We start from the raw sequence: 14523 nt of genomic DNA, 5'->3' as shown, positions 1-14523 counted from the left end.
CCCCCCGGGTCATGGTCGACAGGGGGCAAAAGTCATGCCGGGCCAGAAGGCCGGGAGCCCCAAGATCGGGGCCGTCTAGAAGGTAACGGGGGCGAGGGCGCTCAGGCCCTGGCGCGCAGGACGTCGATGTTTCCCCAGTTGGTCCGTGCGCGGACCTTGACCGTGTCCTCGGCTTGCTCCGGGGCCTCGGACGCGGCGAGAGAGTTGCGTACCTGCCCGCGGTTGGAGCTGACGTCGAGCCAGGCGGCGGTGCCCTCGCGGATACCGACCTCGATGGAGCCGTTGGAGGTCTCCAACTGGACATTGCCGCGGGCGACTTCGGCGATGCGCAGGATGCCGTTGGTGGTGGTGCCGGTGACGGACGCCTCGGCGCGCGCGATGTCAATGGCGCCGTTGGCGCCGTTCACCCGCAGCTCGCCGGTCACGGCGCCGACGGTCGTGGTGCCGTGCGAGTTCTTCAGGACGGCGGGGCCGTCGACGGTGCCGACGCGCACGTTGCCGGTGTTGCTGGTGATCTCGGCCAGGCCATCGACCCGGTCGACGGTGCTGGAGCCGTGCGACGCCTTCAGGTGCAGCGGGCCGGTGGTGTCGAGGCGGACGTCGCCGGCCGAGGTCTCCACACGGACCTTGCCGAGCCGGCCCTCGCTGAGCACCCTGGCGCCGGCGCCGGTCACGTCGATGTTCGAGCCCGTGGGCAGTTCCACCGTCACGTCGACGGTGCCGCCGCGCCCGAGCAGATTGGCCTTGGGCGTGCTGACGGTCAGGACGCCGCTCGCGTAGGTGACCTCGGTCTGGTCGGCCGCCCGTACGTCCAGGTCCTTGTTCGGGTCTCGGGGCCGTACCTCGACGGCGGTGTCGAGGCGGTCGCCCGCGGTGAACTGGATGGAACCGGCGTAGACGTAGGCGGTAACCGAAATCGGTGCGGGAGTGTCGAAAGAAGGCATGGCTGTACCGTCCTCATGAGTCCTTGGGGCGTCCCCGCTGGTGGGACGTGGTGTGGGTGAAGTCGTGCGGGTGAAGTGGTGCGAGCGGGGGCGCGGCTAGCGCACCCAGCCCGTGAAGCTCTGTCCGATGGTCTGGGTCTTCTCCGTCGTACGCGGCCGGGTGCCGCCGTCGACCGCGGCCGACACGGCACGCACCAGCCATGCGTTGACCGACAGGCCCTCGCGGCTCGCGACCTCCTCGGCGCGGGCCTTGAGGTGGGCCGGCAGGCGCAGATTGACGCGGGCGGTGCCACCCTCGTCGCCGTCGGCGGGTGCCTGCGCCCTGAGCGGTTCGACGGGCGCGGCCGGCTCCATGGGGCCGCCGTAGGTGGGCGGCAGCGTGACCACGAAGTCGGGGTCGAGCCCGCGCAGCCGTACGTCGACTGAGCCGGGGGCGAGTTCACGGGTGATCTCGTCCATCGCGGCGGAGAGCACATTGAGCATGGTCAGCCGGGTCACCGACTCCAGGGGAGCGGTGAGCCTCCCGGCCAGCTCGCGGGTGTCGTCGCCACCGGCTTCGGCAGCCACCGCGAGTTCGCGGCGGAGGGAGTCGACATACGGGGTGAGGTCCATGACGCCATAGTGGCACCACTCTGGCGCTCGGCGCAAGCCTGGGTGGTGCCTTGCATGGAAGGGGTGTGAGGGTAGCCGCCCTGAAGTGCAGAAACGCGAAGGAAGGCCACCTGGGTGATCGTGGCGCCGTGCGTGTCGATGCGCCGCTGGGGGTATGGAATGGCACCTAGTGGCGCCGGGTGGCGCCACTAGGTGCCAAGTTGTGCCACTAGGTGTCATGCGGCGCCATGTGATGTCGCAAGAAGGTGGCCTGCGTCGGGAGGACCGGCAGGAAGGCGGTTGAGACGCGTAGGCAACTCGCCTATGAGAAAGGGATGTTGATCGAACCGCTCCTGCCGACAGGCGACTACGGCCTGCCTCGGTCTGCACCACTCCCAGCAGCGCGTTCGCCAGCCGTACCCGGTAGGCGTCCTCGCCGAGACGCTCCTCGAATACCGCAGCCTTGGCACACAGAGCGCTACAAGTCCGCCAGCCGCGCCTCCTCCAGATCCAGCCCCCGCTGGAGCCGCCGCCGCGTCGTGTCGCTGATGGTGTGATCGTCGTAGAGGCGCTGGAGTTCGGTGGTCTCGACGGTGATCAGGTCTCGACGGAGCTGGCGGTAGACACGGTCGGCGGACTCAGCGCCCGCCCCGTTAGCCCCGTCGTGCTCGGCGAGGCGGTCGCGGGCGTCGTCCAGGCGGGCGGTGAGGCCGCGGCGGAGGCGGTCCAGGACGACCTCGGATACGACCTCCAGCTCAGCGAGTTCCTCCAGGCGGGCCAGGCCGGCGTGGGCCAGGTGCGAGCGGGCCTCGGCCTCCTCGCGTGCGGTGTGGGCGGGCTCCAGGGCGATGCCGGAGCGGCGGACGACCGAGGCGAGGGTGAAGCCCTGGACGACGAGGGTGACGACCACGACCGAGGTGGTCAGGACCAGGACGAGAGGGCGGTCGTCCAGCGGGGTGCCGTCCTTCATGAGCTCCGGGATGGACAGGGCGGCGGCCAGCGGCATCACCCCGCGGGTGCCGGCCCACGTCAGCACCATCGGCACCCGCCAGTTCACCTGGCCCAGGCCGCCCTTGCGCTGTACGACCGCCGAGAGCGGCGCGAGCCACAGCAGGCGTACGGCGACGAGCGTGGCGGCGACGGCCAGGGCGTACAGAGGCCAGGCCCGGTCGCCGTCGTCCAGCGCCTGCACCTGGGTGGGGAGGGCCAGCCCTATGAGGCTGAACACCACGCTCTCCAGGAGGAAGACGACCGTGCCGTAGACGGCGTGCAACTGGAGGCGGATGCGGGCGTTGGTGAGTTTTTCGCCCCGGCCGCCGAGGACCACGCCGGCTACCACGCAGGACGTCACTCCGGAGGTGTGGGCGGCCTCCGCCAGCAGGTAGGCGGCGTACGGGGTGACCAGGGCGATCACCGTCTCCAGCACCGGGTCCTCCGTGCGGCGCCGGATCAGCGTGACGACGTAGGCGACGGCCGCCCCCATCACCGTGCCGCCGCCCGCGAGCACCAGGAACTCGGCCCCCGCCGCACCCCAGTTCGCGGCGGCGGACGCGACGGCGATGCCCGCCGCCACCCGCACCAGCACGAGCGAGGTTGCGTCGTTGAACAGGCTCTCCGCCTGCACCAGCACCTGTACCCGGGGTGGCAGGGCGAGCCGTCGGCCGAGCGCGGTGACCGCCACCGGATCGGTGCTGGCCAGGATCGCGCCCAGCACGAACGCCATCTGCCAGGACAGGGGAGTGACCAGCGCGGCCACCGCCGCCACGGCTGCCGCGGACGCCAGGACCAGCCCTATCGCGAGGATCCCGACCGGTTTCCACACCGCGCGCAGCTCCCGCCAGGGCATGTCCTCCGCGCTCGCGTACAGCAGGGGCGGCAGCACGACGAGGCCGATGATCTCGGGGCTGATCTCGATCTGTGGGGTCCCCGGAAGCAGGGCCACCGCCAGACCGGCGACGACCAGCAGAGAGGGGGCGGGAATGCGCCACCGGCGCGCGAACGTGGCGACCACCGTGGCGAGGACCACGAGGGCGAGAACTGTACCGACGCTGCGCATGCCGTCCCCCTGGGGGCTATCGGGGAACCGCGGTGACTCCCCGGCCGACCAGACTTCCCGGCACACCTGCCCTCACCCTATCGGGCCCAGGTCACGTCAAGAGGGTGTCAAGGTCCCTGGGATCGGCGCCAAGGAAGCGCTAACAACCGCACCGACCGCTCCGTGAAAGGGCTTCCTTGGGAGGAGAAGCCCTTCTGCGAAGGCGAGTTGAACCAGTGAGCGGAGCGCGAGGACATGGCGCAGATCGACGGCGATGAGTGACGTACGGCCCGGTCGACTGAAGGTCTACCTCGGGGCGGCTCCGGGGGTCGGCAAGACCTACCGGATGCTCGACGAGGGTAGGCGCCGCGCCGCGCGCGGGGCGGATGCGGTCGTGGGGTTCGCGGAGTGCCACGGGCGCCCGCACACGGAGGCGATGCTCGACGGCCTGGAGACCGTCCCCCGGGTGTCCTGCACCTACCGCGGCGGACGGTTCGAGGAGATGGACCTGGCCGCGGTCCTGGCGCGGCGCCCACAGGTCGTGATCGTCGACGAGTTCGCGCACAGCAACGTCCCCGGCGAGGGCCGCAACCCCAAGCGCTGGCAGGACATCGAGATCCTGCTCGACGCCGGCATCGACGTCATCACCGCGTTGAACATCCAGCACCTGGAGTCCCTCAACGACGTGGTCGAGAAGATCACGGGAGTGCCGCAGCACGAGACGGTGCCGGACGAGGTCGTACGCCGTGCCTGGCAGATCGAGCTGGTGGACATGCCGCCCGAGGGGCTGCGCCGGCGGATGGCGCACGGAAACGTCTACGCCCCGGAGAAGGTCGACGCGGCCCTCGCCAACTACTTCCGGCCGGGCAACCTCACCGCCTTGCGGCAGTTGGCGCTGCTGTGGGTGGCCGACCGGGTCGACGAGGCCCTGCAGGAGTACCGCTCGCAGCACGGCATCGGCCGGGTGTGGGAGACCAGGGAGCGGGTGGTGGTCGCGCTGACGGGCGGTCCGGAGGGCGACACCCTGATCCGGCGGGCCGCGCGCATCGCAGACCGGTCCGCGGGCGGCGACCTGCTCGCCGTGCACGTGGCCCGCAGCGACGGTCTCGCTGCCGGTGTCTCGCACGCCTCGCTCGTCCGGCAGCGCAGGCTCGTGGAAGACCTGGGCGGCAGCTACCACTCGGTGGTGGGCGACGACATCGCCACGACGCTGGTGGAGTTCGCCCGTGCCGAGAACGCCACGCAGCTCGTGCTGGGCACGAGCCGTCGCGGCCGGGTGGCACGGTTCCTGACCGGGCTCGGGACGGGGGAGACCGTGACCGCCCTGTCCGGCGACATCGACGTCCATCGGGTCACCCATGAACGGGCCGGACGCGGCACGCTCCTGCCGTCGCGGCGGCGCACGCTGTCCACGGCCCGGCTGATCGCCGGTCCGGTCGCCGGGCTGGTGCTGCCGGTCCTCCTCACGATCGTCCTCGCCCAGCTGCGGGGCGCGCTGAACCTGACCAGCGAGGCGTTGTTGTTCCTGCTCGCCGTGGTGAGTGTGGCCTGCATAGGCGGGGTCGTCTCGGCGGTGATCGCGTCGGTGACGGCGTCCCTGCTGCTCAACTACTGGTTCATCCCGCCGATCGGCCAGTTCACGCTGGAGGACCCGAACGCCCTGCTGGCCCTGGCGGTCTTCGCGGTGGTGGCGGCCACCGTGGCCGCGGTCGTGGACCGGTCCCTGCGCCTGTCGCGCCGGTCCGCCCGCGCGACGGCCGAGGCGGAGACCATGTCGTCGCTGGCCGGCAGCATCGTGCGGGGCGAGGCGACGATTCCGGCTCTGTTGGAGCGGACGCGCGAGACCTTCGGCATGGAGTCGGCCGACCTGGTGGAGGAGCCTCCCGACGCGGCAGGCGTGACGGCCGTTCCCGCGGGTCCCGGCGCCCATCTCGCGCTGTCGGGCCGCACTTTGTCGTCGTCCGAACGTCGGGTGTTGGCTGCGTTCGCCGCACATGTGGGCTCGGCGGTCGAACGGGCCCGGCTTGCCGAGGTCGCGGCCGAGGTCGAGCCGGTGAAGGCCGCCGACCGCCTGCGTACGGCGCTGTTGCGGGCCGTCGGCCACGACTTGCGCACCCCGCTCGCCGCGGGCTGGGCCGCCGTCGCCTCGCTGCGCAGCCGCGACGTGGAGTTCTCCCCGGAGGACCGCGACGAACTTCTCGCCACCGCCGACGAGTCGATGGCGAAGCTCAACCGCCTGGTGGAGAACCTCCTCGACCTCAGCCGTCTGGAGGCGGGCGCCCTCACGCTGAACCTGCGCCCCACCTTGCTGGAGGAGGTCCTGCCCATGGCGCTGACGGACGTCCCCGGCGTGGACGTCGCGGACGTGGAGCGGATCCCGGAGGTGCTCGCCGACTCGCCGCTGCTGGAGCGGGTGATCGCCAACCTGGCGGGCAACGCGGACCGCCACACACCGCCCGGGAAGAAGGTGCTGGTCACCGCCAGTGTCCTGGCGGGCCGCGTGGAGCTGCGGATCGTGGACCGGGGGCCCGGTCTGCCCGTCGACGGCCGGGAGCGGCTCTTCGAGCCCTTCCAACGGCTCGGCGACACCGACAACACCACCGGCCTCGGCCTCGGCCTGGCCCTCGCACGGGGCCTGACCGAGGCCATGAACGGCACCCTCACTCCGGAGGACACACCGGGCGGCGGTCTCACCATGGTCGTGTCACTGCCGCTCGCTCCGCAGAGTGTAGGTGCCGAACCTACGGAGCAGAGCGTTGGAGGTGCGTGACGACGGTCGTGTCTCAGTGCTTTGCGAGGTCGAGGGCTGCGACCTCGCGTACGGCCTCGGCGACGGCCGCGAAGTCCTTCTTCAGGATCGCGTCGTGGTTGCTGGCGACCTTCGCGCCGAGCCGGATGTTCGGGTTGCGCTCGAAGACCTGGTCGAGGCCGGCACGGATGCGTTCCTGCTCGTCGCCCTTGCTGCCCAGGGATGACCCTGAGGCGAGCACGTACCGCACCGGGACGGTGATGCCGTCCAGCACGGGGCCCAGCTCGCGTTCGCGGGAGATCCTGCCGAGCTCGATGTTGCACTCCGCCATCTCTGCGGCGGTCATCCGCGGGGTCAGGCCCGTCAGGCGCAGCAGCGGCGCGAACCAGCCCACCCGCCGGAACAGCTTGCGGATCCGCTGCTCCATGGCCTCGTCCAGCCAGTCGTACGGTGTCGCGCCGTCGACCAGGACCGCGCCCAGGGCACGGTCGGGGTTCCGGCCGGCCCAGTGCGCTCCGACGAACGCCCCGTAGGACCAGCCCACCACCAGCGCCCTGTCCACTCCCCGGGCTGCGAGGACGGCGTCGACGTCTCGGACGGCCGCCTCGAAGGAGTAGTCCGCCGATTGCTTCGACTTCTTGCCGCGGGCCCGCTCGTCGTAGGTGATGTGCCGCCAGCCCGGGCCCAGCTCGGCGAGGACCCGGCGCCAGTAGCCCTGGGTGGCGAACTGGCCGTTGAGGTACACCACGGGGATGCCGGGGCCTCCGGTGTCGGTGACGGCCAGGGCCGTGTCGTCGACCGGAACCATGCCGGTCCACTGCGAGCCGGCCTTCGAGCTGATCGAGGAAGTGCGGTTCTTCGTCATCTGTTCCACCTGTTCGCGTTGTGGGCCGGGGTTGCTTCCTCAGAGGCTGCGGGCGGTGATGTCGCCGTAGCCGGTGGTCGCGCGGATGGTGAGTTCGGCGGCGGCGCCTTCGCTGTTCTTGAGCGCGTTGCTGATACGGCCGTAAGAGGTGCCGGCGTCCAGTGAGGCGGAGGCTCCACGGGCGGCACCGACCGAGATGTCGCCGGACTCGGTGCGCAGGGTGAGGGTGCCGCGTACGGCCTCGCCGATACGGAGGGTGCCCTTCTGGGTGCTGATGTCCGCGTCGCCGTCCAGGCGGCCGACCTCGATGTCGCCGGACTGGAGGGCGAGCCGGACGCTCGCGGCCTCGTCCAGCCTGACCGGGCCCTGCGCGCTCTCGAACGCGACCTCACCGAGACGTCCGAGGCCCCGGAACTCGGCGCCCGCAGCCTTGGCCTCGACGCGGGAACCGGCGGGCAGGTGCACGTTCACCTCGACGGCACCGGAGGGGCCGAAGAGCTCGTTCTTCGGCTCCGGCGCCTCGATCCGCAGGACGCCGTCGCTGTAGGAGACCTCGATCCGCTCGGCCGCCTTCACGTCACGGCTCTTCGAGGCGTCCGCGGGAAGGATCTCGACGGTGGTGTCGGCCCGGTCGCCGGCGATGAACTGGATGCGTCCGGCCGGGATGCCGAGGATGGCGGCGATAGGGGCGGGGGTGTCGAACTTCTGCATCATGCTCTCCTGTGAATCGTTGTTTCCGATGCAGGAAAAGCTACGTTGCGTTCATAGATATGGCAACGGACTCGTTGCGTGCAATAGCCGTTCATGCAGGTGACATTGGGGAAATCGTTGCAACGACTTGAGAACTTAATGCAACGTCGGCCATCGATCCGTTGCAATGGTTCGGACGTGAACGCTATGGCGCTCACTCAAGCCCGGAGGCTTTGAACACGGCGCGGGCGGTTTCACCGTCCACGCGCCGGGAGACGCGCCGCAAGGCGGTAGCTCCGCACAGCAGCGAGCCGTCGGCGGCCGCCTTCCGCGCGCCCGCGTTCAGGCGGAGCCACAGCTGCGGATGGCGCACCAGGACCTCGGAGTCGATCACGACGCGGCCGCCCAGGGAGTCCCGCAGCAGAAGCCGCGGGGAGATGCCGTCCATACAGCGGACCGAGACCAACAGGTCCGTCCGTACCCGGCGTTCACGCATCAGCCGGCGCGTGGCCAGCCAGTTCCCGCCCGCTGACACCCGCGCGGGACACAGCACGACGAAGAGCAGCCCGGTGAGAGCGCACCACAGCGAGGCCCGCAACGGGGTGATCCGGCCGGTGCCCCAGTCGAGCAGGAGAAGGAGAGCGAGGAGTGCACCGGCGCAGCGCACCGCACTCCATAACTCCCGCTTCCAGTAGAGGTCGTTCGTCGCCACGTCGGATCCGTCGGATCCGCCCGCGTGGGCGTCGAGCGGTCCTCCGCGCGCGTCGTCACGGCGTCCCATGGCATCGACGGTAGTGAGCCGAGGATCGCGGCCGGCACACCTTGATACGGCTCTGACGGACATCCAACGGTTTTCCACCTCTGGACCGCTAGCCACCAGCCGAAACGGAGTCGCCCACGTCACACACCCGTCAAAGTTCCATCAAAGTCAGCCGGTTGGGCGCGAAGAAGCCGCAAGGAACCATCGGACGCGGCCGGAAATGGACAGAGCCTGGATGCAGCCGAGCACACCTCAGCCCCAGTGCGCGGCCGATTGCAAGAAGGAGCCCGCATCCATGTCCGTCCTGACCACCGAGCCGAACGCCGTCCCCGCCGGCGAGGAGCCGCCCGACACCGGTGAACGTCACCGGCTGACCGCCGTCACGGGCCTGGCCGCGCTGTCGCTGGACGCCATGGCGTCGGTGGCGTACGGCCCGGAGGCGATCGTCCTCGTCCTGGCCGCCGCGGGCGCCCACGGCCTGGGCTTCACGATGCCGGTCACGCTGGCCATCGCCGCCCTGCTGGCGGTGCTGGTCGCCTCGTATCGGCAGGTCATCGCGGCCTTCCCGGACGGCGGCGGCTCCTACGCCGTCGCGAGGACCCACCTGGGCGCGCGCACGAGCCTGGTGGCGGCGGGCTCCCTGGTGCTGGACTACGTCCTCAACGTCGCCGTCGCCGTCACGGCGGGAGTGGCGGCACTGACCTCCGCGTTTCCGGCCCTGTACGACGACCGGCTGTGGCTGTGCCTGGTGGTGCTCGCCCTGATCACGGCCGTCAACCTGCGCGGGATCGTGGAGTCGGCGAAGGCGTTCATTGTGCCTACCGTCGTCTTCGTCGGGTCGATCTTCGTTCTCATCGCCGTCGGCCTCTTCCGGTCCGAGCCTGTCAGCACGGTGACCGCCGCCGGGCATGCCTCCGTGCTCGCCGACAACGCCACCACCGTGGGTGCGCTGCTTCTGCTGAAAGCCTTCGCTTCCGGTTGTGCCGCACTGACGGGTGTGGAGGCCATCGCCAACGCCGTCCCCTCCTTCCGGGTCCCGCGCGCCAAGCGGGCCCAGCACGCGGAGATCGCCCTCGGCGCGGTCCTCGGCCTGATGCTCATCGGCCTGTCGGTGCTGATCGGCCGCTTCCACCTCCAGCCGGTCGAGGGCGTCACCGTCCTCGCCCAGCTCGCGGACGCCTCGTTCGGCCACAACTGGGCGTTCTACGTCATCCAGTTCGCGACGATGATCCTGCTGGCCCTGTCCGCGAACACGTCCTTCGGCGGGCTACCGGTGCTGCTGAAGCTGCTGGCCCGCGACAACTATCTGCCGCATGTGTTCGCGCTGAAGGCCGACCGGCAGGTGCACCGGCACGGTGTCCTCACCCTGGCCTTCGTCTCGGCCGCGCTGCTGGTCTTCTCCGGCGGCGACACCAACACCCTCGTGCCGCTCTTCGCCATCGGCGTCTTCGTCGGGTTCACCATCGCCCAGGTCGGCATGGTCCGGCACTGGCGCCTCGAAAAGGGCCCCGGGTGGCACGGCAAGGCGCTGCTCAACGGCTTCGGCGCGTTGCTCACCGGCGTCGCGACCGTCGTCGTCACCGTGGAGAAGTTCGAGGAGGGCGCCTGGCTGATCGTGATCGCCCTGCCGCTGCTCGTGGTCGCCTTCGAGACCGTGCACCGCGCCTACGGCCGGATCGGCGAGCGGCTCGGCCTCGGTCGTATACCGGAGACCCCGCACCGCGAGCGCTCCCTGGTGATCGTCCCTGTCTCGTCCCTGTCCAGGCTGACGTCGGAGGCTCTCACGGCCGCCGCCTCCCTCGGTGACGAGGTACGGGCGGTCACCGTCTGCTACCCCGACCCTGAGGACCGGTCCGCCCTGCACGCCCTGGAGCGCTCCTGGGCGGAGTGGGACCCGGGTGTGCCCCTGGTCGGGCTGGCCTGCGAGCGGCGCTCCCTGGGCCGCCCGATCGCCGCGTACGTCCGTGAGGTGGCCGCCGCCGAGCCGGGCACGCAGGTCACCGTCCTGATCCCGGAGACGGAGCCCGAGCGGCTGTGGCAGCGACTGCTCCAGAACCAGCGTGGCGCGGTCGTCGCACACGCCGTGCGGCGGGAGACCGACGCGGTGATCTGCCGGCTCCGCTTCCGGCTGCTGTGAGCCGGGCCAGCTTCCGGCACGCCGGTCGGGAACAGGGCCGTAAGAGTTCCGTCAAAGCCGTGGGCGCCGCCGTAAGAGAGCCGTCAACGGACGACCTGATCCGGCCAGAGACGCGCTTTCCTCTAATCGTCCGTTCAACCCGAACCTCACTCCAGGAGTTCGCGATGGCCGATCTGGCCTTCGTCCTCACCACGATCGCGGGTTTCGCGCTGGTGGCTCTCGTCGCCAAGGGGGTGACGAAGCTGTGACCGTCGAGAACATCGTCGGCCTGGTCGTGGCCGTCGCCCTGCTGGGCTATCTCGTCCTCGCCCTGATCTTCCCGGAGAGGTTCTGAGACACAGATGGGTCCTGTACTCGCGGGCGTGCTCCAGCTGCTCGCCCTGATCGGCGCGCTGGCGCTCGTCTACATCCCCCTGGGCAACTACATGGCCAGGGTCTACTCCTCCGACAAGCACCTGCGCGTCGAGAAGTGGATCTACAAGGGCATCGGCGCCAACCCCGACACCGAGATGACCTGGCCCGCGTACCTGCGCGGGATCCTCGCCTTCTCGGCCGTCGGCGTAGTCTTCCTCTACCTGCTCCAGCGGATCCAGGGCATGCTGCCCGGCTCGCTCGGCTTCGACTCGGTCAACCCGGCGCAGTCGTTCAACACGGCCGTGTCCTTCGTGACCAACACCAACTGGCAGTCGTACTACGGCGAGCAGACCATGGGTCACGTCGTGCAGACCGCCGGGCTGGCCGTGCAGAACTTCGTCTCCGCGGCCGTCGGCATCGCCGTGGCAGTCGCTCTCGTGCGTGGGTTCGCCCGGTCCCGCACTGGTGAACTCGGCAACTTCTGGGCCGACTTGGTGCGCGGTGTCGTACGCGTCCTGGTGCCGGTGGCCTTTGTCGCCGCGATCGTGCTCGTGGCGTGCGGCGCGATCCAGAACTTCTCCGGCATCCATGAGGTCGGTCAGTTCATGGGCGGCTCGCAGCAGTGGAACGGTGGTGCGGTCGCCTCTACCGAGGCCATCAAGGAGCTGGGTACCAACGGTGGCGGCATCTTCAACGCCAACTCCGCGCACCCGTTCGAGAACCCGACGCCCTTCACCAACCTCTTCGAGATCTTCCTGATCCTGGTGATCCCGTTCTCGCTGACCCGCACCTTCGGCCTGATGGTCGGATCGGTCAAGCAGGGCTACGCGATCCTCGCCACCATGGCCACCATCTGGCTCGGCTTCACGGCCCTGATGATGTGGACCGAGTTCGCCCACCACGGTCCGGCGTTCGACATCGCCGGCGGGGCGTACGAGGGCAAGGAGGTGCGGTTCGGCGTCGGCGGCTCGTCGATCTTCGCGACGGCGACCACGCTGACCTCGACCGGTGCGGTGAACTCCTTCCACTCGTCCTTCACGGGCCTCGGCGGCGGCATCACCATGCTCGGCATGATGCTGGGCGAGATCGCGCCCGGCGGTACCGGCTCCGGCCTCTACGGCATGCTGATCATGGCGATCATCGCGGTGTTCATCGCCGGTCTGATGGTCGGCCGTACGCCCGAGTACCTGGGCAAGAAGATCGGCACCCGCGAGATCAAACTGGCGGCCTGCTACATCCTCATCACCCCGGCCCTGGTCCTCGTCTTCACGGCCGTGTCGATGGCGCTGCCGACGCCGCCGAACTCCATGCTGAACTCCGGTGCTCACGGCTTCTCCGAGGTGCTGTATGCCTTCACCTCCGCCGCGAACAACAACGGCTCGGCCTTCGGCGGTCTGAACGCGAACACCGACTGGTACAACACCATGACCGGACTCGCGATGCTGTTCGGCCGCTTCCTGCCGATGGTGTTCGTCCTCGCGCTGGCCGGCTCGCTCGCCGAGCAGAAGCCGGTGCCGGAGACGGCGGGCACCCTGCGCACCGACAAGCCCCTCTACACGGGTCTGCTGGTCGGGACGATCCTCATTGTCACCGGTCTCACCTACTTCCCGGCCCTCGCGCTGGGTCCGCTCGCCGAGGGGCTGGCGTGATGACCACCCGTACACAGAAGCCAGAGGACTCCATGTCCACAGCCACTCCCACCCGGGCGCCGCACCAGGACGTGCCGACCGGGCACAAGGAGGGCCGAGTAGGTGCCGGCCTGTTCGACCCCAAGCAGCTGCTGAAGTCCCTTCCCGACGCCTTCCGCAAGCTCGATCCGCGCGTGCTGGTCAAGTCACCCGTGATGTTCGTGGTGTGGATCGGGTCGGTGCTGACCACGGTCTTCTCCTTCAAGGACCCGGGCGACTGGTTCGGGTGGACGATCAGTGCCTGGCTGTGGCTGACGGTGATCTTCGCCAACCTGGCGGAGGCCGTCGCCGAGGGGCGGGGCAAGGCCCAGGCCGACACGCTGCGCAAGGCCAAGACCGACACGGTCGCGCGGCGGCTCGTCGGGGACAGCGAGGAGCAGGTCCCCGGAACCGAGCTCCGGATCGGTGACCTGGTCGTCTGCGAGGCAGGCGATGTAATCCCCGGTGACGGTGACGTCATCGAGGGCGTCGCGTCCGTCGACGAGTCGGCGATCACCGGTGAGTCTGCGCCCGTCATCCGCGAGTCGGGCGGCGACCGCTCGGCCGTCACCGGCGGCACGAAGGTGCTCTCCGACCGCATCGTCATCAAGATCACGACGAAGCCCGGCGAGACCTTCATCGACCGGATGATCAACCTCGTCGAGGGCGCGGCCCGGCAGAAGACGCCCAACGAGATCGCGCTGAACATCCTGCTGGCGTCCCTCACCATCGTCTTCCTCCTCGCGGTGGCGACCCTGCCGCCGTTCGCGGACTACGCGGGCACGCATCTGACGATGGTCGTGCTGGTCGCTCTCCTGGTCTGCCTGATCCCGACCACGATCGGCGCTCTGCTCTCCGCGATCGGTATCGCGGGCATGGACCGGCTGGTCCAGCGCAACGTCCTGGCGATGTCGGGCCGCGCGGTCGAGGCCGCCGGTGACGTCTCCACGCTGCTGCTCGACAAGACCGGCACCATCACGCTGGGCAACCGCCAGGCGTCGGAGTTCGTGCCGGTGAGCGGCACCACCGAGGCCGAGGTGGCCGACGCCGCCCAGCTCTCCTCGCTGGCCGACGAGACACCCGAGGGCCGCTCCATCGTCGTACTGGCGAAGGAGAAGTACGGCCTGCGCGAGCGGCACCAGGGCGAGCTGGTCGGCGCCGAGTGGATCGCGTTCACCGCCCAGACCCGTATGTCCGGCGTGGACGTCGACGGGCGCAAGATCCGCAAGGGCGCCGCCGGTTCGGTCATCGCCTGGGTGCGGGAGCAGGGCGGCACGATCGCCGACGACGCGGACACCGTCGCCAACCGGATCTCCGAGGCGGGCGGCACGCCGCTGCTGGTCGCGGTGGAGGACGCGGACGGCGCCCGGATCCTGGGCGTCATCCACCTCAAGGACGTCGTCAAGGAGGGCATGCGGGAGCGGTTCGACGAGCTGCGCCGCATGGGCATCAAGACCGTCATGATCACGGGTGACAACCCGTTGACCGCCAAGGCGATCGCCGAGGAGGCGGGCGTCGACGACTTCCTCGCGGAGGCGACTCCCGAGGACAAGATGGCGCTGATCAAGCGGGAACAGGCCGGCGGCAAGCTGGTCGCGATGACCGGTGACGGTACGAACGACGCCCCGGCCCTGGCTCAGGCGGACGTCGGCGTGGCGATGAACACCGGCACGTCGGCCGCCAAGGAGGCCGGCAACATGGTCGACCTCGACTCGAACCCGACCAAGCTCA

Annotated in this window: 12 protein-coding genes; 6 read left to right on the top strand and 6 right to left on the bottom strand. The window is 69.9% G+C overall.

The window, feature by feature from the left end:
• Window positions 1-101: 101 nt before the first annotated feature.
• The 3 genes from ACFU95_RS49390 to ACFU95_RS49380 form a co-directional block, all read right to left on the bottom strand.
• Window positions 102-944: a DUF4097 domain-containing protein gene (locus ACFU95_RS49390; RefSeq protein ID WP_383843959.1), complete on the bottom strand. Its 843-nt coding sequence runs from the start codon at window positions 942-944 to the stop codon at window positions 102-104.
• Window positions 945-1040: 96 nt separating this feature from the next.
• Window positions 1041-1556, bottom strand: a complete 516-nt coding sequence (locus tag ACFU95_RS49385; protein ID WP_383843956.1) for a hypothetical protein — start codon at window positions 1554-1556, stop codon at window positions 1041-1043.
• A gap of 457 nt (window positions 1557-2013) precedes the next feature.
• On the bottom strand, window positions 2014-3591 hold the full coding sequence (locus ACFU95_RS49380; RefSeq protein ID WP_383843953.1) for a Na+/H+ antiporter: 1578 nt from the start codon (window positions 3589-3591) through the stop codon (window positions 2014-2016).
• Window positions 3592-3844: 253 nt separating this feature from the next.
• Here ACFU95_RS49380 and ACFU95_RS49375 point away from each other — a divergent pair, with 253 nt between their 5' ends.
• The gene (locus ACFU95_RS49375; RefSeq protein WP_383843950.1) at window positions 3845-6340 is read left to right on the top strand and encodes an ATP-binding protein; all 2496 of its coding nucleotides are present in this window, start codon (window positions 3845-3847) and stop codon (window positions 6338-6340) included.
• A 13-nt stretch (window positions 6341-6353) separates the two neighbouring features.
• Here the strand turns inward: ACFU95_RS49375 and ACFU95_RS49370 are convergent, their stop codons facing one another.
• From ACFU95_RS49370 to ACFU95_RS49360, 3 genes are all read right to left on the bottom strand, one after another.
• Entirely contained in the window at window positions 6354-7184 is an 831-nt protein-coding gene (locus ACFU95_RS49370) for an alpha/beta fold hydrolase (protein ID WP_383843947.1), read from the bottom strand.
• Window positions 7185-7223: 39 nt separating this feature from the next.
• Window positions 7224-7895: a DUF4097 family beta strand repeat-containing protein gene (locus ACFU95_RS49365; protein WP_383843962.1), complete on the bottom strand. Its 672-nt coding sequence runs from the start codon at window positions 7893-7895 to the stop codon at window positions 7224-7226.
• 193 nt (window positions 7896-8088) lie between these two features.
• Complete coding sequence (locus ACFU95_RS49360) at window positions 8089-8655, bottom strand: hypothetical protein (RefSeq protein ID WP_383843945.1); 567 nt, start codon at window positions 8653-8655, stop codon at window positions 8089-8091.
• A gap of 274 nt (window positions 8656-8929) precedes the next feature.
• Between ACFU95_RS49360 and ACFU95_RS49355 the strand changes: the two genes are divergently transcribed.
• The 5 genes from ACFU95_RS49355 to kdpB all read left to right on the top strand — a co-directional run.
• Window positions 8930-10771, top strand: a complete 1842-nt coding sequence (locus ACFU95_RS49355) for an APC family permease (RefSeq protein ID WP_383843943.1) — start codon at window positions 8930-8932, stop codon at window positions 10769-10771.
• Between the two features lie 59 nt (window positions 10772-10830).
• A complete protein-coding gene (locus ACFU95_RS49350) occupies window positions 10831-11019 on the top strand; it encodes a hypothetical protein (protein ID WP_383843941.1) in 189 nt (62 codons plus the stop codon).
• Window positions 11016-11105, top strand: a complete 90-nt coding sequence (gene kdpF / locus ACFU95_RS49345; RefSeq protein ID WP_067057375.1) for a K(+)-transporting ATPase subunit F — start codon at window positions 11016-11018, stop codon at window positions 11103-11105. Before ACFU95_RS49350 ends, kdpF begins: the two co-directional genes overlap by 4 nt.
• 7 nt (window positions 11106-11112) lie before the next feature.
• A complete protein-coding gene (kdpA, locus tag ACFU95_RS49340) occupies window positions 11113-12774 on the top strand; it encodes a potassium-transporting ATPase subunit KdpA (protein WP_383843937.1) in 1662 nt (553 codons plus the stop codon).
• A gap of 32 nt (window positions 12775-12806) precedes the next feature.
• A partial coding sequence (kdpB, locus tag ACFU95_RS49335) for a potassium-transporting ATPase subunit KdpB (protein ID WP_383843934.1) occupies window positions 12807-14523 on the top strand: 1717 nt, incomplete at its 3' end.

The organism is Streptomyces sp. NPDC057623 (assembly GCF_042800355.1).
Lineage (GTDB): Bacteria > Actinomycetota > Actinomycetes > Streptomycetales > Streptomycetaceae > Streptomyces.
The sequence above is the reverse complement of the archived record's forward strand: the minus strand, read 5'-3'. Positions and strand labels throughout refer to the sequence as shown.

What these genes read in the sequence shown, in the direction of transcription:
- ACFU95_RS49390 (WP_383843959.1), bottom strand. Translation starts at nt 944, where the DNA reads ATGCCTTCTTTCGACACTCCCGCACCGATTTCGGTTACCGCCTACGTC.
- ACFU95_RS49385 (WP_383843956.1), bottom strand. Translation starts at nt 1,556, where the DNA reads ATGGACCTCACCCCGTATGTCGACTCCCTCCGCCGCGAACTCGCGGTG.
- ACFU95_RS49380 (WP_383843953.1), bottom strand. Translation starts at nt 3,591, where the DNA reads ATGCGCAGCGTCGGTACAGTTCTCGCCCTCGTGGTCCTCGCCACGGTG.
- ACFU95_RS49375 (WP_383843950.1), top strand. Translation starts at nt 3,845, where the DNA reads ATGAGTGACGTACGGCCCGGTCGACTGAAGGTCTACCTCGGGGCGGCT.
- ACFU95_RS49370 (WP_383843947.1), bottom strand. Translation starts at nt 7,184, where the DNA reads ATGACGAAGAACCGCACTTCCTCGATCAGCTCGAAGGCCGGCTCGCAG.
- ACFU95_RS49365 (WP_383843962.1), bottom strand. Translation starts at nt 7,895, where the DNA reads ATGCAGAAGTTCGACACCCCCGCCCCTATCGCCGCCATCCTCGGCATC.
- ACFU95_RS49360 (WP_383843945.1), bottom strand. Translation starts at nt 8,655, where the DNA reads ATGGGACGCCGTGACGACGCGCGCGGAGGACCGCTCGACGCCCACGCG.
- ACFU95_RS49355 (WP_383843943.1), top strand. Translation starts at nt 8,930, where the DNA reads ATGTCCGTCCTGACCACCGAGCCGAACGCCGTCCCCGCCGGCGAGGAG.
- kdpA (WP_383843937.1), top strand. Translation starts at nt 11,113, where the DNA reads ATGGGTCCTGTACTCGCGGGCGTGCTCCAGCTGCTCGCCCTGATCGGC.